Annotated in this window: 24 protein-coding genes and 1 riboswitch; of the genes, 7 read left to right on the forward strand and 17 right to left on the reverse strand. The window is 56.7% G+C overall.

Going from position 1 to position 22,147, the window contains the following annotated elements; genetic code table 11:
• Positions 1-80: 80 nt before the first annotated feature.
• The 4 genes from KJS55_RS16885 to KJS55_RS16900 are packed head-to-tail and all read left to right on the forward strand — an operon-like array spanning position 81 to position 5,191.
• A complete protein-coding gene (locus KJS55_RS16885; protein ID WP_187031058.1) occupies positions 81-1,613 on the forward strand; it encodes an ABC transporter ATP-binding protein in 1,533 nt (510 codons plus the stop codon).
• Positions 1,610-2,788, forward strand: a complete 1,179-nt coding sequence (locus KJS55_RS16890) for an ABC transporter permease (RefSeq protein WP_187031060.1) — start codon at positions 1,610-1,612, stop codon at positions 2,786-2,788. Before KJS55_RS16885 ends, KJS55_RS16890 begins: the two co-directional genes overlap by 4 nt.
• On the forward strand, positions 2,778-3,743 hold the full coding sequence (locus KJS55_RS16895; RefSeq protein ID WP_256316015.1) for an ABC transporter permease: 966 nt from the start codon (positions 2,778-2,780) through the stop codon (positions 3,741-3,743). Before KJS55_RS16890 ends, KJS55_RS16895 begins: the two co-directional genes overlap by 11 nt.
• A gap of 59 nt (positions 3,744-3,802) precedes the next feature.
• Entirely contained in the window at positions 3,803-5,191 is a 1,389-nt protein-coding gene (locus KJS55_RS16900) for an amidohydrolase (RefSeq protein WP_213543909.1), read from the forward strand.
• Positions 5,192-5,243: 52 nt separating this feature from the next.
• Here the strand turns inward: KJS55_RS16900 and KJS55_RS16905 are convergent, their stop codons facing one another.
• The 7 genes from KJS55_RS16905 to KJS55_RS16935 form a co-directional block, all read right to left on the reverse strand.
• Positions 5,244-5,690, reverse strand: a complete 447-nt coding sequence (locus KJS55_RS16905) for a hypothetical protein (RefSeq protein ID WP_187031065.1) — start codon at positions 5,688-5,690, stop codon at positions 5,244-5,246.
• Positions 5,690-5,893, reverse strand: coding sequence for a helix-turn-helix transcriptional regulator (locus tag KJS55_RS16910; protein WP_213543910.1), 204 nt, complete (start codon positions 5,891-5,893; stop codon positions 5,690-5,692). The genes KJS55_RS16905 and KJS55_RS16910 overlap by 1 nt, the downstream gene beginning before the upstream one ends.
• Positions 5,894-6,019: 126 nt before the next feature.
• Positions 6,020-7,108 (reverse strand): 5-bromo-4-chloroindolyl phosphate hydrolysis family protein, encoded by a 1,089-nt coding sequence (locus tag KJS55_RS16915; RefSeq protein WP_213543911.1) that lies wholly within the window; start codon positions 7,106-7,108, stop codon positions 6,020-6,022.
• 3 nt (positions 7,109-7,111) lie between these two features.
• Positions 7,112-7,321: a DUF896 domain-containing protein gene (locus tag KJS55_RS16920; protein WP_213543912.1), complete on the reverse strand. Its 210-nt coding sequence runs from the start codon at positions 7,319-7,321 to the stop codon at positions 7,112-7,114.
• A gap of 14 nt (positions 7,322-7,335) precedes the next feature.
• The gene (locus KJS55_RS16925) at positions 7,336-7,557 is read right to left on the reverse strand and encodes a DUF4177 domain-containing protein (protein ID WP_187031073.1); all 222 of its coding nucleotides are present in this window, start codon (positions 7,555-7,557) and stop codon (positions 7,336-7,338) included.
• Positions 7,558-7,573: 16 nt separating this feature from the next.
• Positions 7,574-8,365: a YlmH family RNA-binding protein gene (locus KJS55_RS16930; RefSeq protein WP_213543913.1), complete on the reverse strand. Its 792-nt coding sequence runs from the start codon at positions 8,363-8,365 to the stop codon at positions 7,574-7,576.
• Positions 8,358-10,109, reverse strand: a complete 1,752-nt coding sequence (locus KJS55_RS16935) for an ABC transporter ATP-binding protein (protein WP_213543914.1) — start codon at positions 10,107-10,109, stop codon at positions 8,358-8,360. Before KJS55_RS16935 ends, KJS55_RS16930 begins: the two co-directional genes overlap by 8 nt.
• Before the next feature lie 375 nt (positions 10,110-10,484).
• Between KJS55_RS16935 and KJS55_RS16940 the strand changes: the two genes are divergently transcribed.
• Positions 10,485-11,153 carry a GNAT family N-acetyltransferase gene (locus KJS55_RS16940; RefSeq protein WP_213543915.1) on the forward strand — a complete coding sequence of 223 codons (669 nt, stop codon included), beginning with the start codon at positions 10,485-10,487 and terminating at the stop codon, positions 11,151-11,153.
• 272 nt (positions 11,154-11,425) lie between these two features.
• Here KJS55_RS16940 and KJS55_RS16945 read toward each other — a convergent pair whose 3' ends face one another.
• The 6 genes from KJS55_RS16945 to KJS55_RS16970 all read right to left on the reverse strand — a co-directional run bounded on the left by KJS55_RS16945 (position 11,426) and on the right by KJS55_RS16970 (position 16,520).
• Positions 11,426-11,989, reverse strand: a complete 564-nt coding sequence (locus KJS55_RS16945; protein ID WP_187031081.1) for a TlpA family protein disulfide reductase — start codon at positions 11,987-11,989, stop codon at positions 11,426-11,428.
• Between the two features lie 8 nt (positions 11,990-11,997).
• A complete protein-coding gene (locus tag KJS55_RS16950; protein ID WP_187031083.1) occupies positions 11,998-12,657 on the reverse strand; it encodes a cytochrome c biogenesis CcdA family protein in 660 nt (219 codons plus the stop codon).
• A 237-nt stretch (positions 12,658-12,894) separates the two neighbouring features.
• The gene (locus KJS55_RS16955; protein ID WP_187031085.1) at positions 12,895-14,583 is read right to left on the reverse strand and encodes an FAD-dependent oxidoreductase; all 1,689 of its coding nucleotides are present in this window, start codon (positions 14,581-14,583) and stop codon (positions 12,895-12,897) included.
• Position 14,584: 1 nt separating this feature from the next.
• Entirely contained in the window at positions 14,585-14,905 is a 321-nt protein-coding gene (locus tag KJS55_RS16960) for a rhodanese-like domain-containing protein (protein WP_187031087.1), read from the reverse strand.
• Position 14,906: 1 nt separating this feature from the next.
• Positions 14,907-15,224, reverse strand: coding sequence for a thioredoxin (trxA, locus tag KJS55_RS16965; protein WP_187031139.1), 318 nt, complete (start codon positions 15,222-15,224; stop codon positions 14,907-14,909).
• A gap of 330 nt (positions 15,225-15,554) precedes the next feature.
• Positions 15,555-16,520 (reverse strand): Ig-like domain-containing protein, encoded by a 966-nt coding sequence (locus tag KJS55_RS16970; RefSeq protein WP_187031089.1) that lies wholly within the window; start codon positions 16,518-16,520, stop codon positions 15,555-15,557.
• Between KJS55_RS16970 and KJS55_RS16975 the strand changes: the two genes are divergently transcribed.
• Positions 16,513-16,665, forward strand: a complete 153-nt coding sequence (locus KJS55_RS16975; protein WP_213543916.1) for a hypothetical protein — start codon at positions 16,513-16,515, stop codon at positions 16,663-16,665. The two genes, KJS55_RS16970 and KJS55_RS16975, sit on opposite strands and share 8 nt — an antisense overlap.
• 200 nt (positions 16,666-16,865) lie before the next feature.
• Here the strand turns inward: KJS55_RS16975 and KJS55_RS16980 are convergent, their stop codons facing one another.
• The 4 genes from KJS55_RS16980 to KJS55_RS16995 all read right to left on the reverse strand — a co-directional run bounded on the left by KJS55_RS16980 (position 16,866) and on the right by KJS55_RS16995 (position 20,772).
• On the reverse strand, positions 16,866-17,471 hold the full coding sequence (locus KJS55_RS16980) for a chromate transporter (RefSeq protein ID WP_213543917.1): 606 nt from the start codon (positions 17,469-17,471) through the stop codon (positions 16,866-16,868).
• Positions 17,468-18,010 (reverse strand): chromate transporter, encoded by a 543-nt coding sequence (locus KJS55_RS16985; RefSeq protein ID WP_213543918.1) that lies wholly within the window; start codon positions 18,008-18,010, stop codon positions 17,468-17,470. The genes KJS55_RS16980 and KJS55_RS16985 overlap by 4 nt, the downstream gene beginning before the upstream one ends.
• A 16-nt stretch (positions 18,011-18,026) precedes the next feature.
• The gene (locus KJS55_RS16990) at positions 18,027-18,815 is read right to left on the reverse strand and encodes a biotin--[acetyl-CoA-carboxylase] ligase (RefSeq protein ID WP_213543919.1); all 789 of its coding nucleotides are present in this window, start codon (positions 18,813-18,815) and stop codon (positions 18,027-18,029) included.
• 217 nt (positions 18,816-19,032) lie between these two features.
• Positions 19,033-20,772, reverse strand: coding sequence for a Na+/H+ antiporter NhaC family protein (locus KJS55_RS16995; RefSeq protein WP_213543920.1), 1,740 nt, complete (start codon positions 20,770-20,772; stop codon positions 19,033-19,035).
• Between the two features lie 75 nt (positions 20,773-20,847).
• Positions 20,848-21,026: riboswitch (Lysine riboswitch) on the reverse strand.
• A gap of 361 nt (positions 21,027-21,387) precedes the next feature.
• Between KJS55_RS16995 and KJS55_RS17000 the strand changes: the two genes are divergently transcribed.
• Entirely contained in the window at positions 21,388-22,113 is a 726-nt protein-coding gene (locus tag KJS55_RS17000) for a YoaK family protein (protein WP_228300607.1), read from the forward strand.
• Positions 22,114-22,147: the final 34 nt, after the last annotated feature.

The raw sequence follows: 22,147 nt of genomic DNA on the forward strand, positions 1-22,147 counted from the left end.
ACGATCTGCGCCGCCCCTCCCGCCAATTGTGACGGAAGGGGCGGCGCATCCTAATTTCAAAAACCGATGGGGGTAGGGCCATGGAAGACTACATTGTGGAAATGCGCCATATTACCAAGCGCTTTCCAGGCATTGTCGCCAACGACGATGTCAGCATCCAGATTCAGCGCGGCGAAGTCTATGCGCTGCTGGGCGAAAACGGCGCCGGAAAGAGCACACTCATGAGTATGCTCTTTGGCATGTATGAGCCGGACAGCGGGGAGATCTATATTCAGGGGGAGAAGGTGACATTCCGCTCCTCCAATGATGCCAGCGCGCACAACATCGGCATGGTGCATCAGCACTTCAAGCTGGTGGACAACTATACAGTTGCGGAAAATATCATCCTGGGTATGGAGCCTATGAAAAGATTTCTGGGTGTGCTCCCCTGTGTGGATATGAAAACAGCGAACCGCCAAATCGCAGAGCTGTCTAAGCGGTATGGCCTGGAGGTGAATCCCACCGACAAGATTGAGGACCTTCCGGTTTCCGTCCGACAGCGGGTGGAAATCCTGAAGATGCTCTATCGGGAGGCTGACATCCTGATCTTTGACGAGCCTACCGCCGTCCTGACACCCCAAGAAATTGAGTTTTTGTTGAAAATCATCGGTGAGCTGCGGAAAAATGGAAAAACCATTATCCTCATCACCCACAAAATTGAGGAGATCAAGAAAATTGCCGACCGCTGCGCCATCCTCCACCGCGGCAAGCTGGTGGATGTGTTGGATGTGGCGTCCACCTCCTCTCAGACCATGGCCAATATGATGGTGGGCCGCCAGGTGGAGTTTTCTGCTGATAAGTCCTCTCCGCACTATCGGGACACCATCTTGGAGGTAGACCATCTGACTGTCCGTAACGCCAACAAATTCGATGTGGTAAAAGACGTTTCCTTCCGGATTCGGGGCGGCGAGATTTTTGCCATTGCCGGCGTCTCCGGAAATGGGCAGGGCGAGCTGGCCGACGCCATTGCCGGTATGCTGAAGGCCCACAGCGGTTCCATCAAGCTCTGTGGAACCGACATTACGGAGGCCACCATCCGCCAGCGCACAGAAGCCGGCATCTCTTACATCCCAGAGGACCGGCAGGGCGTCGGCGTCTTTATGGACTTCACACTGTCCCAGAACCTGGCGCTGCGTAAATACTATCGGGAACCGTTTGCCAAAAAGGGCATCCTGGATTTCGGTCAGTTTGACCGCTACGCGGAGAGCTTGATCGGCACCTATGACATCCGCAGCGGTCAGGGCGGCAAAACCATCCTGCGCTCCATGAGCGGCGGCAACCAGCAAAAGGCCATCGTCGCCCGGGAGATTGAAGAGCATTCCAAGCTGATTATTTTTGTCCAGCCCACCCGGGGTCTGGACATCGGTGCTATTGAAAATATTCATCGTCAGATCATCGCGGAGCGGGATAAGGGTGTCGCCATCCTGCTGATCTCTCTGGAGCTGGATGAAATCATGGAGCTGGCTGATACGATCGGTGTCATCTACAACGGCCAGCTTCTGAAAATCGCCGACGCTTCCACCATGACCTCTCACGATGTGGGCAAATATATGATGGGGGTGAAAGAGGCATGAAGAAACCGCTGAACAAGCTGGCGTCCATTTTGGACGGCAACCGCCATTCCTCTATTTTCGTCTCCCTCCTCAGTATTCTGCTGAGTCTGATCTGCGCCAGCATCATTCTGCTCATCCTTGGGAAAAATCCCCTGGCGGCCTTCCAGAGCTTTTTGCAGGGAGCGGGTTTCTGGCCCAAGGCAAAATATGGCGGCGGAAGCGGCATGCTGACCGATCTGTTCTCCTTTTTGAATGTTCTGGCGCCCATGATTCTGGCTGCTCTGAGCTTTATCGTGGGCTTCAAGGCGGGCCTTTTCAACATTGGCATCTCTGGGCAGATGCTGGCCGCTGGGTTCCTGGCCACCTCCATCGTGGGTTACAGCGACCTCAATGCGGTGCTGGCAAAGCCCCTGGTGATTCTAATCGGCATCCTGGCTGGTGGCGCCCTTGGCGCGTTTGTTGGATTTCTCAAGTACAAATTCAACATCCATGAGGTGGTTTCCACCATCATGATCAACTACATCATAAACTACTTAACAGGATTTTTCATCAATACCTATTTCGCAGATATGCTGACCCGCTCCATGAAGATTTGCGGCAGCAACGCCCGCCTGACCTGGACCAGCGTTCAGCTGGCCGGGGTGAAGTGCGATATTCCACTGGGAATTGTGTTGGCAGTAGCAGCGGCCTTTGTGGTCAAATTCATCTTTGATAAAACGGTGTTCGGCTTTGAGCTCCGGGCCGTGGGCATGAATCCAAAGTGTGCCCGGTATTCTGGCATCAAGGTAGGAAACCGGATCATTGCCTCCATGGTGATCTCCGGCATGCTGGCCGGCCTTGCCGGTGTGACCTATTACTGCGGTTATTATAACACCATTGTTCCCAAAACACTGCCAGATCTTGGTTATGATGCCATCGCTGTGGCGCTTCTCGGAAATTCCAGCCCGATCGGCGCCATTTTCGCCGGCGGCCTCATCAGTATCTTCCAGACCGGCAGCAACTATATGAGCTCCAGTCTGGGCGTCGCCAAGGAAATTGCCTCTTTGATCACCGGCATTTTGCTGCTGTTCTCAGCCTGCGGCGGCTACTTCCGATATCTGGCCCGCCGCCGTCTGGATCGGATGGCGGACGAGGCCGCTCAGCTGGCTGAGACACAGGCAGGTCCCGGAAAGGAGGACGAGCCCCATGTTGGATAAGGTCTTTATTGACGGACTCTCCTTTGCAGCGCCTCTGCTGGTCATGGCCATCGGTGCCATTTACTCGGAAAAGAGCGGCGTTACCAATCTGGCCGTGGAGGGTTTCCAGGGCTTTGGCGCCTTTGTGGGCGCGTTGGTAGCGGTAATTCTGATGCCCACCATGGGCGACGGATCTCAGGCAGTGATCTATATTGCCATGCTGGCGGCCTTCATTGGCGGCGGCATTTACGCCTGCATTCACGCTCTGCTGTGCGTGAAGTTCCGCGCTAACCAGGTCATCAGTGGCGTGGTGGTCAATATTTTGGCGGTTGCGCTGACCACCTTTCTCACAACCGCGATGAATAAGGCCTTGACCGGAGGGCAATCGTCCAACAAGTTCATTTTGGGAATTTCCGACCGCTTTGACATTCCCGGCCTGTCCCAGATCCCGGTCATCGGAGCCCTGTTCCAGAATATGTATCCTTTTGAGTGGATCATCCTGGCCATCGCTGTGGTGTCGTGGTACCTGATGTACAAGACCCGCTTCGGCATGCATCTGCGGGCCTGCGGTGAAAATCCCCAGTCCGTGGACGCTGCCGGCGGCAATGTGGAGCGCACCCGTTTCATTGCTGTGATGCTCTCGGGCGCCTTATCAGGTGTTGGCGGCATCTGTTTTGCCTATTCTATCTCAGCCAACTTCTCTCCCAACATCTATATGGGCTATGGATATCTGGCCATCGCCGCCATGATCTTTGGCAACTGGAACATCCCCTTTACCGCGCTGGTCTGCCTGTTCTTTGGCCTAGCCAAATCCGGCGGCTACCAGCTCTGTTTGAACATGGGGCTGCCCAGTAATTACTCCGATCTATTTATGATGCTGCCCTATATTCTCACACTTTTGCTGCTGGCCTTCTTCTCCAAGAAGAACCATCCTCCTGCTGCGGCCGGCGAGGCCTACGACAAGGGCAAGCGGTAAATTCTGGCGCGCCGGTTTCGCCGGCGCGCCTTCCATACTATCATTCAAGGAGGTTCACGATGAAGACCCTGATCCGAAATGCGAAAGCGATTGTCACCTGTGACGCCCAGGACCATGTCTATTGGAATGCAGACCTGCTGATTGACGGTCCCCGAATTTTGAAAATTGGCTCTCAGCTGCCCGACCCCTATGACGAAGTCCTCGATGCCAGCGGTATGTTTATTTATCCAGGCCTGATCAACACTCATCATCACTTCTTCCAGACCTTCGTCCGGAATCTCAAAACCATTGACTATCCCAATATGACAGTGCCAGAGTGGTTGGACAAGGCGTATCGTGTCTTCCAGCTGATCAACGACGAGGTGATCTTTTACTCCTCCCTGACCGCTATGGGGGACCTGCTCAAGCACGGATGCACCTGCGCCTTTGACCACCAGTACTGCTATACCAAATCCACTGGAAAGGCACCGGTGGACCGGCAGATGGAGGCGGCCCGGATGCTGGGCATTCGCTACCATGCCGGCCGGGGCGTCAACACCCTGCCCCGGGAGAAAGGCAGCACCATCCCTGAAAACATGCTGGAGACCACGGAGGAATATCTGCAGGACTGCGAACGCATCATCCAGCTCTACCACGACCCGAATCCCTACGCCATGTCCCAAATCGTCCTGGCCCCCTGCCAGCCCATCAACAGCTATCCCGAAACCTTCACGGAGACGGTGAAGCTGGCCCGTGCCAAAGGCGTGCGGATGCACACGCACCTGGGCGAGGGAGAGAACGAGATCATGCTGGCGCGGTGGGGAAAGCGCACGTTGGACTGGTGTCAGGACATCGGCTTCATCGGCGAGGACGTGTGGTACGCCCACGGCTGGGAGCTGACGCCGGAGGAATACACGGTTCTCGGCCGCTTTGGGTCCGGCGTGTCCCACTGTCCCGGACCGGCTATTCTGGGGGGCTTTCCCATCCTGCCCATGAGGGAGATGATGGAAGCTGGCGTGTGCCTCAGTCTGGGCTGCGACGGCTCCGCCACCAATGACAGCTCCAGTCTCCTGGACTCCATGCGCACCGCCTGGATGATGCAGGCTTGGCACAGCAAGGCCCGGAGCGGCTGTATTTCCCCCTATGAAATGTTGAAAATCGCCACCGTGGGCGGCGCCAAGACTCTGGGCCGGACAGATCTGGGGTCTCTGGAGCCGGAGAAGGGCGCAGACCTCTTTATGATCGACGCCGGAAAGCTGGAGCTGACCGGTACCCTCCACGATCCCCGGAACCTGCTGGCCCGGGCGGGCGTCACTGGCGAGACGGCTCTGACCATGGTCAATGGGAACGTAGTCTTCCGGGACGGCGTGCTCACCGGCGTGGACGAATATGCCCTGGCCCAGGAAGGCGAGGCCGTCTGCACTCGGGTTTTGCGGGAGCCCTGCGAGGCCTTTTGGAACCTCTGCTGAATTTCAAATATGAAAAAGAGGCTGACATCAAAATTGGTGTCAGCCTCTCTTTTTACTCCTCGTACTTTCTGCGCAGACGACGGAAAATCACTTGTCCCAGAATCACCTCCAGGAGCATGAACGCCCCCAGATATCCTACCAACAGACGGCTGTTCAGCACCCCCAGCGCATCCAAAACCGAGAACGCCACAATAGAAACCGACAGCACGGCGAGGCCGATGAGATAGGCGCAGCGCCCACTACGGTCACTAAGCTTCTGGTTCAGCTCGTCTTGCAGGTCAATCCGCTCCTGCTCCACCCTTTCTGCGTATCGCTCCCGGTTCCGCGGCGAGGTCCAGTATACGTATTTTCCAATCATCACCGCTCCCGGAACCGCCCCGGCAAATCCAAAGGCAAACAGGAGGCTCCCCAGTCTCCCCTCCGTCAGCGATGAGAGCGCCAGCAACAGGATACCAACTGCCACATATACGATCCCAGTCATCAGGTGTCCTCGTTTCATCAGTCCGCTCCCCTCTCGTGAATAAAAACTTCCTCTATCGGTCTTTCAAAAAAATCCGAGATGGCAAAGGCCAGTTCCAGCGAGGGGTTGTATTTGCCCGTCTCAATAGAGCTCACCGTCTGCCGGGATACCCGGATCACCCTTGCGAATGCCTCTTGGCTCAGCCCCCGCTGCTTTCTGAGCGCCTCCACCCTGTTCTCCATCCGCAACGCTCCTTTCGCGCTCTTGTAAAGGTTCCTTTACAACTCTAGAATATCATACCCACCAGTCATTGTCAAGTTTCCTTTACAAAAAAATAAGAGGACGGCAAGCGTCCTCCTGTTTTTCTCTTATGCATCCTGCTTCTGGTCCGTCGACCCAAAGTCCTGCTCCGTGCTGGCGGTATCCCAGCGTAGCATGGTCTCCATCACCCGGATGTCACTGTCCACATCCAGGGCGTCGGACTGGTAGAGCTCGTCCAGCTGGTGCTCAAAGCCTCGGATGATGCTGTCCATTGTGGCCTCAATCCGCTGCTTTGCCTGACGCAGATTCTCTCCCTCCACTCCGGCTGCCTCAAATTCCGCGTAGGAGTCCAGCAGTTTCTGCGTGGTGGGCAGATAATAGTTTAAAAAAGTGTCAATCCGGCCGAGCTTCTTCGGATCTGCCTCCACCGCCCGGAAAATCTTCGCCGCGATCTCTTCCAGCCGGTCAATCTTGGCGGAGAGAATGGGGTCTGCAATGCAGTCATTCGCCCGCCGTATCTTCCGCAGGATGCCGGAGTAGCCCTCCTCTGCCTCCTTGGGGGTCTCTATCTTCTGTCTGCGCAACGCCTGGTCTGCCTCGCCGCTGCGGAAGAGATAGCCCATCTCCACATTCAGATATGCTTTGCCGCCAAAGTACCCTTTATCAATCATCCGCTGTAAATCCCGCTCTGTTCGGCGCTCCGGATAGCCCAGGGTTCTCGCCAGTTCTTCCACCGGCATGGCGTCCCGGTCTCCAAGTACTGCCAGATACTTGGAAAAGCGTCCCAGCTGGCGGTCCATGAAATATCCCTTGCCCAGCATCGCAATACCAGCCACGGCCATGGCAAGGCCTGCTAAGAAGTCCTCCAGCCAAAGACCGATCCAGTCTGAGGAGTAAAAGAGCGCATCCAGTGGGTCCAGGGCTCCCAGAACGCCCACCACCGCAACCAGGGCGCCGATAATCTGTAGCCACCTGGCGGTGGACTTCTTTGGGATCGGTGAGCGGGTCATCCGTTTCGCTGCTGCTCTGGCCTGACTGGGAGACTTCTCTGGCGGCAGCTCCTTGTTCCGGTCCTTGCCAAATAGCTTTGCCAGGAGGAGAATCAGCGCAATCGGCCAGAGCTCCACCAGAAACAAAAAGACAATCAGCGCCCAGGAGAACCAGTCGCTGTCCTCTTTCTTTTTTGGGCTTGCCACGGCTTACTCCCCCTTTTTCTTCAGCTTGTGCTTTTGCCCCTTCTCATCCACAAGATACGTGTTGTCCAGCTGCCCCCGCAGGCTGCCCAGCACGGAATCAATGTACTCCCGGCGCAGTGCGGCGCGCTCCATCTCCTCCCACTCCGTCAGTCCCTCCGGGGTTTTGGCCTTGCGGGCCAGCTCGTTGATCCGGTCGATCTGCTTTTGTTCCATGGTTTTCCCTCCTGTCAGGTCTCCGGGCGCTCACGCTCAAAGACCAGGTCTATTGTCTCCATATATCCGCCGGCTCTCTGGCGCTTGGGGATAAACCCCGTATAGCGCCACCCCTCCGCTGCTCGACAGAGAATGACTTCCTGATGGGCCAGGGTCTCCCAGCCGATGCCGCCGAATAAACTGTATCCGCCTCCGCCGTCATCACAGTGAATCTCCTCAAATTCATATTCCCACAAGGTTCTTTCTCCCCTCTCACACATACCGCTTCACTACGATGGCGGTGCGGCCCTTTTTCGTCACGCCGCCCACCTCCGCCAACTGAAATTTCCCAAAGCCCCGGGCGGAAACCGTGTCCCCTTCCACGAGGAGCTTGTCCGGTTTTGTACACTCCCTCCAGTTCACCTGCACCCGGCCGGAGGCGATCAGGTCCGCCGCTTTGCTCCGGGCCATCCGGAAGCCTGTGGAGGCCACTGCGTCCAGCCGCAGAGACGAGACGGTGTCCCGCACCTCCTCGCACTTGATCTCCGGCATGTGGAGGTGACTGGGATCGATCTCCGCCACCGTCAGCTTTGCCCGTCCGGCGGAGGTCCAACTGCTCAGGAGGAAATCCGTCACCGTGTCCAGCACCAGCAGATCCGCGCTGTCCGGCCCCACCAGGATGTCCCCGACCTTCTCCCGCACGATGCCAAGGCCCATGAGACTTCCCAGAAGATCCCGGTGGTTCACCTTCTCCTCCACCCGGAACACCGTCCGCAGACAGCGGATGGGGCTCTCGGTGCTCTCCGGCTCCATCCAGTCCGGCAGGAAAAGGATGAGCGCCCGCTCCGCGCCGTCATACCCGCCTGTCCGGAGATAGGCGCTCTCCGGTACGCCGGCGCGCCGGAGCAGGTCCAGTGCCAGCGTCTGCTGCTGCGGGCTGAGAAAATCCGTGGCTGTGGGGATGTTGCGCCGCGCCGCCTGCTCGGCTCGGTCCAGGACCTTTGCCAGCAACATCCGGTCCTCACCCAGGGCTCCCGATTGATCCAACAGTTTCGACTTATCCATGTCCCAGCTCCTGTGTACGGACCAGCTCCGCATAAGCTCCTTCTCTCTTCATCAGCTCCTCGTGATTTCCCAGCTCTACGATACGGCCATCCTCTACTACAGCAATCCGGTCGGCGTGGCGGACGGTGGAAAGGCGATGGGCAATGATCACGGTAGTGCGCCCCCGGGAGAGCTTTTCAAAGGTATCCTGAAGGCGGGCCTCCGTTACGCTGTCCAGCGCGGAGGTGGCCTCGTCCAGAATCAGCACCGGGGGATTTTTCAAAAAGATGCGGGCAATCGAAATTCTCTGCTTCTGCCCGCCGGAGAGCAGAGTACCCCGCTCCCCTACATAGGTGTCAAAGCCATCAGGCATGGCCGCAATGTCGTCATAGATCTCCGCCATCTTGGCCGCCTGGACTACCTCTTCCTCCGTGGCGCCGGGCTTTCCGTAGCGAATATTCTCCAGGATGCTGGCGGCAAAGAGAAATACGTCTTGCTGCACCACGCCCACATTCTGCCGCAGGGACTCCTGGGTGACATCCCGTACATCCTGCCCATCCAGGCGGATGGCACCGGCAGTCACGTCGTAAAACCGCGGGATCAACTGGCAAAGGGTGGACTTTCCTCCGCCGGAGGGACCCACCACCGCCACGGTCTCGCCAGGACGGATGTGCAGGTCCACATCGTGCAGAACCTCCACCCCATCCTGATAGGTAAAGCGGACATGGTCCACGTCAATCCGGCCCTCCACCCGTTGAAGTGCTTTTGCGTTGGGGGCATCCTGCATGGCGGGCTCCTCCCGCATCAGCTCGATAAAGCGGCCCAGGCCCGCAGTCCCGTTGGCAAAGAGTTCTGCAAAGTTGGAAAGCTTGCGCACCGGGTTGACAAAGGTTGTAATATACAGGCTGAAGGTGATGAGGTCCACGGTGTTCATCCGGCCCTGCATGATAAAGATTCCGCCGGCAGTGATCACCACCACGGAGAGGATACACAGGAAGAATTCCATAGAGGCGTTAAACCGTCCCATCGCTCTGTGGAATGCCCGCTTGGAAGTCTTGAAGCTGTTGTTGGAGGTCTCAAACTTTCGCAGCTCCTCCCGCTCGTTGGCAAATGCCTTGGCGGTACGGATGCCGGAGAGTCCAGATTCAATGTCAGTGTTGATCACCGCGGTACGCTGTTTGACCTGCCGGGACGCCTCCTGCATAGAGGCGCGGCAACGCCACACCACCGCGAAAAAGACCGGCAAAATCAGAGCAATCACCAGCGCCAGCCGCCACTGGATGGAGAACATAATGCCAAGCGCCCCCACAATGGTGACACCAGAGATAAAAACATCCTCCGGCCCATGGTGGGCCAGCTCTGTGATATCAAAGAGGTCTGCGGTCAGACGGCTCATGAGCTGTCCGGTGCGGTTGCGGTCATAGTAGTCAAAGGACAACTCCTGCATATGGCGGAACAGGTCTCGGCGGATATCCGCCTCCACCAGGATGCCAAAGGTATGCCCCCAGTAGCAGATTACATACGTCAGCATCGCCCGCAACAAAAAAGCTGCGAACACCACTGCCATTACCGCGAAAAAGGTCCCGTAGGCGCGCTCCGGAAGCAACTGATGCATGCACCAGCGAGATACCGCCGGAAATGCCAGGTCAATCAAAGAGATCATCAGCGCACAGACAAGGTCCATGGCGAACAGCTTCCAATGCGGCCTGAAATAGGAGAGAAAAATCTGCAGAGAGGATTTCTTTCGGAATTCTTGGGTCGTCATGACAGGGCTCCTTTTGATTTCAGATCAATATGATATGATAGCACGAATTTTGTCTGGGTGCAATGTCAGTTTCTCTTCTCCCGCTGATGCCTCTCTTCTCAGACGAGCGGCTTTCTTGTATAGGGACTCTCCATGTGGTACAATCAGAATATCCGGAACTCTCGGTATCTGGCTGGATATCACTGCTTCCATTCACATTCGAGTGGTCTCTAAGCGTCCCCGCATTGGGATGCCCAATCAGGCACATCCTGTTGATACATTGTTTTTTGTAGCCTGAGCATGTGTGGGATTTGCTGTGTGGACGGAGATCGTTATCCATGGCTGAAAGACTTCCTGCTTTGGCCGCAGACTCTAAACAAGAAATGAGGAGTTTTGATGGATATCACCTTAAGGCAAGAGGCCTCTGGAGACTATGAACAATCAGAGTCCGTCACCCGGGAAGCCTTTTGGAATCAATACGCCCCTGGCTGTATGGAGCACTATCTGCTGCATATCATGCGGACGTGTCCGGCTTTTATACCGGAGCTGGACATCGTGGCTCTCTCCCAGAACATGGTAGTCGGCCATGCCATCTGCCTGCGGGCCGTGATTCATGCGGATTCCGGCCGGGAACATTCGGTCTTGACTCTGGGGCCGCTCTCCGTGCTTCCCGCATATCAGCACCGCGGCATCGGCGGGCGGATGATTGCAGAGCTCAAGGACCGGGCCAAAACACTGGGGTTTCCTGCCATCCTCCTGTGCGGTGATCCGGATTACTACAAGCGGCAGGGGTTTCTTCCCGCAGAGGTATTTGGTATCCGCACGGCGGACAACCTGTATCTCACAGCGCTCCAGGCCTGCGAGCTATCGGAGCACGCGCTTCGCGGCGCAGAGGGGCGCTACTGTGAGGACGCGGTCTACGCCGTGGACCCATCCGCCGCGCTGGCATTCGACCGGCATTTCCCGCCCAAGACTCCGCTTAACGGTACGCCTTCTCAAAAGCGATTCCAGACACTTGCTGCCATGTACCGTGAAGCAGATACGAAACTGCGCGCAGATGGCTGACCTCGGCTTCTCTCCTTTAAAAATGCCGACAGGCGCAGTAGCGAAGTTCTCTACGGCTATCTCAAAAAAATCAACGCCAGCCGATGTACCCGCCTGTGGCGGGGATCGGCCTACGGGAGAGCTTCGATCTCCGCGCCGTCTGAGCAGGCTGCTTTCAGCTATGGTGTTCCTTTGTACTGATCAATCATCAATCAAGCGGCGGAACTTTTGAAAAGTTCCGCCGCTTGATCTGTCAAAACCAGCTCCTGGCCATCCTCCCACAGGCAGGAGGCTCAGGAGAGAATCATATCGATCCCCTGCTGGAGCGTATCTGCATCCAGGGCACCTGTGGCCCGAGCAATCATATAGCCCTCCGCATCAATAAAATAGGTGGTTGGAAGCGAATAGGCCTGATAGGAGATGGCCGCATCCGACTCCGTATCATAGAGCACCGGGAAGGAATAGCCCGCCTCCTCTATGAAAGCTGTGGCAGTTTCCACGGTCTCCCGGCTGCCATCGGTCATGTTGACCATGAGGAAATGAATGTCCTCGCCCAGTTCCTCATAGGCCGCGTCAAATTCCGGCATCTCGCTTTGGCAGGGACCGCACCAACTAGCCCAGAAATTCAACACAATCGGCTTGCCCACATAATCTGAGAGCCGGACTTCCGTTCCAGTGCCATCATATACTGTAAAATCCGGGGCCGCTACCTTCTCAGGCTCTGCGTCCTCTGTGGAGGCTGCCATTTGATCAGGCGGCAGCATCTCTCCGCTCAACTTCCCGTAGAGAATGGATGCCCCGCCGATCAGCACCACCAAAGCCAGAGCCAGTACCGCCCATGTTTTATGATTTCTCATAATGCCTCCTAGCTCAGTAGATTCAGGAGCCGCCCCAGTGTTCCTGTGGCCATCAGCACACCCACCAGAATCAGCAGACTTCCGCTGATGAGATTGATCACGCGGTAGTTCCGCTTGATCCAGTCAAAGGCTGATTTCAATTTGTCAATCAGCACTGCACTGACCAAAAAGGGAATCCCCAGCCCCAGGGAGTAGGCCAGCAGCATCAGCATACCGCTCCCCACGTGCCCTTGCTGGGAGGCCAGCGCCAGAGCAGAACCCAGAAATGCCCCCACACAGGGCGTCCACCCCAGAGAGAAGATCACCCCGAACACGACCGCGGAAAAAAAGCCCATCTCACCATTCACCGCTCTGCCGCTGCCGCGGAACAGATTCCACTTGAAAACGCCCAGGAACTGCAGTCCAAAGAGAATCACCACCAGACCAGAGAGGAGATTCACCGCCGTCTGGTGTTGTTTGAAAAAGCTCCCTACCGTCCCGGCTAACGCCCCCATGGCAACAAAGACCAGGGTAAAGCCCAGCACGAAGCCCAGCGCGTTCTTCACGGTCCGAGCGGTGGTACGCTCTCCGCCGCCGGCAAAGTAGGAGATGTAGATCGGCAGCATCGGTAGCAGACAGGGCGAGACAAAGGTGATGATCCCCTCCAGACAGGAAATCACATACTGCATGGGTTTATCACTCCTTTCCGTCGAAGGCCTGGGACAACAGCCATCCGATCAAGGCCATGTACGCCATAGCTCGAAGTGGGCTGGACGCAATCGCACAGCCGCTCCCACACCCGAAAAAGCGGAAATACACCGCGCCCATAGCGGCACCGGCCAGCGCAAACGCTGCGCCCCGGAGCCAGGGTCTCCAGGTTCGCCGCTTCGCTGCTTCCCTCCTATGGTTCTCTTTGCGCTCTCTGATCATCGTTTGTCCATGCCGCAGGGAAATGCCTCCTCCGCGGCGCAACGGTCCAGCATCACGCTCTCATAGAGCCGGTAGCCGCCGGCAAGGTTCCTGCACGCAAAGCCATTCTGCTCCAGGATGCGGCAGGCGATATAGCTGCGCAGACCACTCTGGCAGATCACGTAGACCAGCTTTCCCGTTTCCAGCTCGTTCATCCGCTCCCTCAGCTCATCCACCGGAATATGAATCGTACCCTCGATATGGCCACTCTGGTACTCCTCTGCCGTCCGGGTGTCCAGCAGCGTCACACTGCCGTCCCGGGGCAGTGCGTCCACCTCGTCCCAGTGGAACTGCCGCACAGTGCCGTTCGCCAGATTCTCAATCATGAAGCCCGCCATATTCACCGGGTCCTTTGCGGAGGAATAGGGCGGCGCATAGGCAAGGTCCAGGTCCTTCAGATCCAGGGCAGTCAGGCCCGCCCGGATAGCGGTTGCCAACACGTCGATGCGTTTGTCCACGCCCTCGCTGCCTACAATCTGTGCCCCTAACAGGCGATAGGTGTTTTTCTCAAAAAGTACCTTCATATTCAAGAGCCTTCCGCCGGGATAATAGCCGGCGTGGCTGGCCGGAGAGAGATAGACCTTATCGCACTCAATGCCGGCTTTGCGGGCGGCCTGCTCATTGATGCCAGTGGCGGCGGCGGTCATATCAAAAACCTTAACTACCGAGGAGCCCTGGGACCCCTGATAGCGGCTGTTCCCACCGCAGATGTTGTCCGCCGCGATGCGTCCCTGCTTGTTGGCGGGGCCCGCCAGAGAAATCAGGGTGTGCTCTCCAGTGACAAAATGCTGCACCTGCACCGCGTCACCAACAGCATAGATATCCGGCACAGAGGTCTCCATCCGATCGTTCACCGCGATGCTACCCTTGACGCCAAGCTCCAGCCCTGCCTCTTTCGCCAGCTGCGTGTCTGGTGTGACGCCGATGGCCAGAACCACCAGCTCCGCCTCCAGCGGCTCTGCTCCTTTGAGCAGGACCCTGACGCCGCCGGGCGCCTCCTCAAAGCCTTCCACAGTATGGCCCAGCAGCAGACGGACGCCTTTTTTCCGCATTTTTGCGTGAATGAAGGATGCCATCTCCGGGTCAAAGGGGTTCATGAGCTGCTTCGGGCGCTGGACCATAGTGACCTCCATCCCCAGTTCCCGCAGATTCTCAGCCATCTCCAGACTGATGAAGCCGCCGCCAGCCAGCACTACGGACCTGGGGTGATGGGTTTTCACAAATTCGTGAATCCGCAGGGTATCCTCCACCGTGCGCAGGGTGAACACCTGCCCAACGCCGGGCAGCTCCGGCTGGGTGGGCTTCGCGCCGGGAGAGAGTAAAAGCTTATCATAGCTCTCCTCAAACGTCTCGCCAGTAGACAGATTCCGCACGGAAACCGCCTTCCGCTCCGGATGGATGGCAATCACCTCATGCCGCACCCGCATATCTACACGGAACCGCTGCCAAAAGCTCTCCGGTGTTTGGAGAGTCAGCTCTGCCTGATCGGTGATGACGCCGCCGATATAATAGGGCAGGCCGCAGTTGGCGTAAGAGATATACCCAGAGCGCTCAAAGGCAACGATCTCCGCCTGCTCATCCAGCCGGCGGATTCTCGCCGCCGCAGTGGCTCCGCCTGCCACACCGCCTACAATCACAACCTTCATTTTAGCACTCCACCTTTCCGCGGTATCGGTTGATCCCGCCGATATTCGTCACATTGCAATAGCCCATGCGCCGCAGAACCGCCGCCGCGTGGCTGCTTCTGGCCCCGCTCAGGCAGTAGACAAACAGCGGTGTGCCCAGGTCTGCCGGCAGTCCATCGACAGACGGCAGCGCATCCACTGGGATGTTTCGGCTGCCAGGGAGATGGCCTTCTTGGTATTCCGCGCCTGTGCGCACATCCAGAAGCACAGCGTCCGGTGTTGCAACGCAGCGTTCCATTCCCTCATTGATGTCGGGACCTTTCAGAAAATCAAAAAAGCCCATATCAGTTCCCCCTATCCAGCATGGCCAAAATCTGCTCCTTAGGCCGTAATCCAACTACTTGCTGCGTCACCTTTCCGTCTTGCATCACCACCAGCGTGGGAATACTCATGATCTGGAAGGCGGCAGCCAGCTCCCGCTGCTCATCCACGTCGATCTTGCCCACCTTGACATCGGGCCGCTCCTGAGCAATCTCCTCCACCACTGGGCCCACCATCCTGCAGGGTCCGCACCAGTTGGCCCAAAAATCCAGTAGCACAGGCTGGTCACTCTGGATGACTTCCTCTTGAAAATTATTCTTCGTAACATGCATGATCGCCATATCCGGTTCCTCCATTGTTCTTGGTTTGTTGGAAACAGCATAGCACACTCCTTCCGCCTCTTCCGTGACCTTGTCACAAAGCAGCGTCCCCTGCCGGTAAAAGCACATAAGCTTTGCCATTCGGTTCATCTGTTTTCCAGAAATACCGTGCGCAAGCATTTTCATAACATGCCACTCTCCATTGATGACATTTTCTTGGAAGTACCATCAAACACTCTCCCACTTGCGGATTTGCTGCTGTGGATAGAGGAAGCGGGAGCGGATAAAATCCGCTCCCGCTTGGGATCAGCCTAATAGCGCCGCAGCGGCTGAAAGGTGAGCCTGTCACAGTTATCCGGGAACCCGTACAATGCAGGACAGGGACTGGCCATCCCAGGAGGCGGTAATGGTGGCCGTACCGGCTCCTACCGGAGTCACCAAACCGGTGCTGGAGACCGTTGCTACGCTGGTATCGGAGCTGGTCCAGGTGATGGCCGTAGTGACGCCAGAGACCTTGAGCTGATAAGGACCCTCGCGAACGGGACGGGTGAAATCCTCTTGATTGAGCTTGTGGGCGCCGCCGGAACCGTTATCCCCGCCAGAGGGCGCCGCCGGGAGACTGCCGGAGGCCGTAACCCGCACAATGCATACCCCCTTCTTGGTCCCATCCGTCACCAACACATGAATGGTGCCTCCGGATACGGCAGTGACCTTTCCACTGCTGTCCACCGAGGCAATCCCGTCATCCTCACTGACCCAGGTATAGCTGCCGCTTCCCCCAGAAGTCACCTTAATCGTGGCGGTCTCTCCCAGATTTTTCAGAGTAAAGTCTGTTGTGCTCAGCACCAGACCACTGGGCAGTGCGTTGACCGTTTCATAATCCAGCGCATCCGGTTCCTCATCTGCCCCCTGGCTGCCGGCGGCAGTATCACTGCCATCCGGTTCCGAGCCGGCATCCGGCTCTGCGTCGCTGTCTGTTCCAGTCTCATCCTCTGGTATGGTTCCGTCCTCTGGTTCTGTGGTGTCGGGAGGAACGACATCCTCTGTGTTCGGTTCCTCTTGGCTGCCGCCAAAGCGCTCCGCCAGCTGGCTGCCATAAAGCAAATAAATCAGCAGCGCCGCCATGATGATAATCAACACAATCAGCGTGGGCGTAATCAGGTTGAACTGACGGCTGCGGGAGACCCGCTTGCCATGGCGGGAGCCACGGCGAAGATCCCCCCCCTCCTGCAGGGCGGCCTCCTCTTCGCAGAAGGGGCAATTTTTATAGGTCTCGGAGTATTTCTCCCCACAGATGGGGCAGCGCTTCATGGCCATGGTCGATCCTCCAGAACAAGCTTTATATGCTTTACATAATACCGCCCTTTCCCATATCCGTCAAGACCGGGTTGTCGTTTTTTTGAAAAAAATGTCGCTTTTTATGAACAGAAAAAGCGGGCGCTTCCGTCGCCCGCTTTATTGAACGCCTTAAACAACATGGTACTCCTGCCCAGGCCCACATGCCAAGCCAGCCAGCACCCTGTCCCACCGTCTTCCGGGAATGGGATGAATATCAGGCAGCCCAAGCCTTCCGCTATGGCGGAATATGCGGCTTCTTTGCCGCGTCAATACCTAAACCACGGTAAACGTGTTTTTTTAGCGGCAGGGCACCCTCTCCGACTGTCACACCCCGCCAAAATGGAAGATCACGCCGACCACCGCGGAGAGGCCGATAAAGACAATGGGATGCCACTCTTTCACCTTTTTCACCCAGTTGGTCAGCACCAGCAAAACCGCCGCCAGTGCCAAAGCGGGTAGGTTGAAGATCTGTCCTCCTTCCAGCCCAAACGTATTGACAATGCCGCCCGCCGAGATATGAACAAAGGTCAACACCTCCAGCATCACCGCAACGCAAGCACCACCGATCAGGCCTGTGGAGGCCGGACGCAGCCCATAGAACGCCCAGTTGACATATTGGTTATCCTGAAAGTTTTTCAGAAGGACCGCTATCAGCAAAATCACGATAATGGATGGCGTCACCTCTCCCAACGTCGCGATGACTGCCCCGGGAAGCCCGCCCACGAGATAGCCCACATAGGTGGCCATATTGATGCCAATCGGCCCGGGCGTGGACTCAGAGACCGCCAGCATATTCATCAGATCGCTATAGGTATACCATCCGGTAGAGGCGCCGATGTCCTTCAAAAAGGGCAGGGTAGCCATGCCCCCGCCGATGGCAAAAAGGCCCGTTTTGAAAAACTCCCAGTAGAGCTGCAAATAAATGGTCATACCCGCCGCACCTCCAGATTCTTCAGCAGAATTCCCGCCAGGGCGGAGGCCAATACAAACCACACTGGTGAGAGATTCAGTACCACACTCCCCGCCAAAACCAGCAGGAAGATGCCCGCGGTGCAGCCATCCACCACTGATTTTTTCAAAAGCTTCACTGTTGCGTTAAATATCAGCACACAGACACAGACCTGAATGCCCGCAAAGGCGTTCTCCACCCAAGGCAGGTGGGAAAAATTCGTAATCAGGCCCGCCAGCATGGAGATGATCACCAGAGATGGAAAGACCACCCCCAGCGTGGCGACAATCCCGCCTGCTACTCCCTGTCTCTTTTGCCCCACAAAGGTGGCGGTATTGACCGCAATAATGCCGGGCGTACACTGCCCAATCGCAAAGTAATCTGCCAGTTCTTCTTCCGTGGTCCAGCCGCGGGTCTCTACCACCTCTCTCTGGAGGATCGGCAGCATAGCATAGCCTCCTCCAAAGGTCATTACTCCCATCTTTGCAAAGATCCAAAATAGCTTCCAGAGTTCCTTCAACACTTACGCCTCCGTTTTATTCCACATAGCCATAAAGCCCCCGAACAGATACCTCCCCAGAGCGGACCGTCCGCATCCTTCCCCTCGCGTCCCGGACCACAAGTCCAAACTCCTCATCAATGTCCACGGCATCCGCCGTTTCCCAGACTCCGTCGGACAAGAGCCGCACCGTCCGCCCCAAGTTCACGCAGACCTTCCGGTAAAATGCCAGATCACCTGCCAAATCTCCCGCCCGGAGCGCCGCATACATCTGGTCCAGCTCTTCAATCAGCGCCGCTGCCAGCTCAGCCTTGGACACCGCGCGTCCCAGCTCCATCTGGAGCGATGTGGCAACCTCCGCCACAGCAGGTGAAAAATCTACGGAAGTCTGTGCCACATTGATTCCAATTCCCAGCACCACATCCAGCCCTGCTGTCAGCTCTGTCAGAATCCCGCAGATCTTTTTCCCGCCAAGGACCGGATCATTCGGCCATTTCAGGCCCAGCTGCGCTCCACAAACGCGTTTTACCGCACGGCATACCGCTACGCCCGCCAGCGCTGTCACCGGGATCAGACGCTCCGCCGGAAGCCGCGGCCGGAGGAGAAGTGACAGATAAAGTCCCTTTCCCTGTGGAGACTGGAAGGAACGTCCCTGTCGGCCGCGCCCCGCCGTCTGGCAGCCGGCAATTACCACGGTACCATCCATCCCGCCGGCTTTGGCGAGCCGTTTAACATCGTTGTTGGTGGAATCAGTCTCCTTCAAATAGATCAGCTCGTGTCCAACGACCTCCGTGTTCTTTAAGAAACGTCGAATTTCCCTCTCCATAAAACGCCTCCTCGCAAAGCCGAGTGTACCACGTTTTTCCTCAGATGTAAACCAAGGGCAGGAAAATGCCGGCAAATGTCCGGTGCGTGGCCCACCTGCTCCTGGGACTCGTTTTTTACAGGATCGGTTTCACCTTTCAAGGGACGGAAAAAGCGGGAAGGGCAGCGCCCTTCCCGCAAAAGAACATCAACCGGAAAGCAAAATCTGTATACGCGATTCAGGCTCTCTTGCCAGTTGCCTGGCGGATCACAAATAGCGTGCCCAGCATCAGAACAATCCCGATGGGCAGAGCAATCATTCCGGTAATTCCGAAATGCACCAGGAGGCCCGCAATTAGATAAGTGACACCGGAGACTGCCGCACAGGTGATGGCATAGGGCAGCTGCGTGGACACATGGTTCACATGGTCGCACTGTGCGCCTGCAGAGGCCATGATCGTAGTATCGGAGATGGGGGAGCAGTGATCGCCACAGACGGCACCTGCCATACAGGCGGAGATGCAAACAATGGCCATGGGATCATCCATGGAGAATACATTCTGCACAATGGGAATCAAAATCCCGAAGGTGCCCCAGGAGGTGCCAGTGGCAAAGGCCAACAAGCAGCCAATGGCAAATACGATCACCGGCAGCAGCATCTGTACACCCGTGGCGGAGGTCTGCACGAAATCCCGGACGAAGTACTTCGCCCCCAGAGAATCTGTCATTCCCTTCAGGCTCCAGGCAAACGTCAGAATCAAGATTGCAGGAACCATGGCCTTAAAGCCCTCGGGCACACAAGCCATCATGTCCTTAAAAGACATGGAGCGGCGAATCTGATAGTAGATGAACGCCACCACAAGAGCGAAGGCAGAGCCCAGCATCAGACCCACAGAGGCATCCGAATTGGAGAAAGCCTCGATAAAGCCCACTCCAGAGAAGAACCCACCGGAGTATAGCATGCCAATGACGCAGAATACCACCAAAACAATCACAGGGAACACCAGATCCGCAACAGCCCCCTTGCCATCCATGTCCTCTTCCTTGACAGATGCATAGGGGTTCGCTCCTGAGAAGAGATCGCCCTTCTCCCTGGCGTTCTTCTCAAATCTGGCCATAGGACCGTAGTCTGCCTTCATCAGCACCAGACCTACCATCATTACAATGGTCAGCAGTGCGTAATAATTATAGGGGATTGCACGCAGAAACAGGCTAAAGCCCTGCCCGTCCTCCGCGAAGCCAGCCACAGCGGCGGCCCAGGAGCTGATCGGGGCGATGATGCACACCGGGGCAGCGGTGGCGTCAATGATGTAAGCCAGCTTTACCCGGGAGATGTTGTGCTTGTCGGTAATAGGCCGCATAACGCTGCCCACCGTGAGGCAGTTAAAGTAATCGTCAATAAAAATCAAACAGCCCAAGAGGATGGAGGCCAACTGCGCACCCACCCTGGATTTGATATGAACCTTGGCCCAGCGGCCGAAGGCCGCGGAGCCGCCGGCCTTGTTCATCAGGCACACCATGGCACCCAGGATCACCAGGAAGATCAGGATACCCATGTTATAGCTGTCCGTGACAGAGGCAACAATTCCGTCATTGAACACATGAAGCACCGTGGCCTCAAAGGCAAAGTTGGAGTACAGCAGGCCGCCCACCACAATACCGATGAAAAGGGAGCTGTACACCTCCTTCGTGATGAGGGCCAGCGCGATGGCAATGATCGGCGGCAGCAGGGACCAGAAGGTGTTGAAGAAGCGGCTGGAGGACTCCACATAGCCGGTGCCGCCGCAACTGTCGCAGGCGGCGGCGGTGCCCTCGTCGGTGAGGACGACGCCCACAGCCCCGCAGTCGGGACACTCAATCATCTTCGTCCCGATTTCCTCTGTGGGGTCATCGGCGGCGAAGGCATTGACGGTCATGACGCCACACAGCAGGACCAACAGGGCCAGCAGAGGGACGACCCGTCGTCTCAGGTTTTTCATCTTTCCTCTCTCCTTTAAGAAAACAAATGAAGTCATGACAGTGTCATGACTTCATACGGCGCACACAGCGTATGGACTCACGACAGCGCTCCGTCCCCAATAAAGGGACGACAGTCCGTGAGATCTTCTCCCACGACCCGACTCCGCGCCTCCAGGCTGAGACGTCCGGAACCTCGGCGAAAGCCCCTTTCTCCCTTCCCTGTGCCTGTCATATGGGAAGAAATACTCTTGACGTTCGCACCTCTATCATGCTTGTCCACCATTATATAAGAATCCTCTGAAATGTCAACCGTATTTTCCCATTTTCGGAGGGTTGGATAAAAAATACTCTGGTCTTGCGAATCTGATTGTCACCGGTTTTCAAGCCGCCTCCCGCCATTGGTGTCTCCCTCCCATAAGTCGCATGGGTGCTGCAAATCCAGTCTGCAATCAGCGCAACCTCCTCCGCAGTGTTCAGAAGAATCAAAGCGCTGAAAGAATTTCTGGACGGCGCTTTGCTCCTATGATACAATCGTAAAAGAAGAAGCTGCAACTTTTGCCCCTATTCCGCAACAGCCCTTCATACCTGTGGCTGGGCAGGTGCAGCTATCTGCAAGCTTGGGAGGTATGTCTCAAATGGAGGAGTCTGCACGTCCATACGTGCTTGTCTGCGAGAGGATTTGGCTCTACCGTACCCTCACTGCTGTGGCCGGTTTCTTCGGTGCCTTCACCTATCTTCTTCGTGGAAATGTCTTTTGCAACGCCCAGACCGGGAATGTGGTGCTTATGGGTATGGCCCTTGGCTCCGGCCAGTGGTGGCACGCACTTTACTATCTCATTCCCATTTCCGCCTACATCGGCGGAGCATTTCTCTCCGAAATCCTACCAACCCCTGTCAAGCGCCATCTGCCCATGCGGTGGGAAACCATGCTCATCGCCATTGAGATCGCCGCAGTGCTGTTTCTGGGCCTGCTGCCGGAGTCCGCGCCGGTGCAGATTTCCCAGGTGACGATCAACTTCATCGCCTCCATGCAATACAATACCTTCCGCCAGTCCGAGGGGGTGTCCATGGCTACCACGTTCGCCACCAACCACATCCGTCAGATCGGCGTCGGGCTGGCCCATGAGCTCCGGCGTCTGCGTACTGGAAACACGGCCCATCGGAAAAAGCTCCTGACTCACTTTGAGATTCTGTTGTTCTTTTTCGCCGGTACAGTGGTGGGAACCGTCGCCTGCAACACCATATCCGGCTCCGCCATCCTCCTGACCCTGCTTCCCCTGGGGATTATCTTCGCCCGCCTGCTCCATGCAGACCTGACCACGGAGAAGGCCCTCCTGGAAAAAAAGCCCGCGGGACACTAAGTGTCCTTTTTCTCAAAAATAAGAGCGCCGCACA

The sequence above is a fragment of the Pusillibacter faecalis genome, from assembly GCF_018408705.1.
In the GTDB taxonomy this organism is placed as follows: Bacteria; Bacillota; Clostridia; order Oscillospirales; family Oscillospiraceae; genus Oscillibacter; species Oscillibacter faecalis.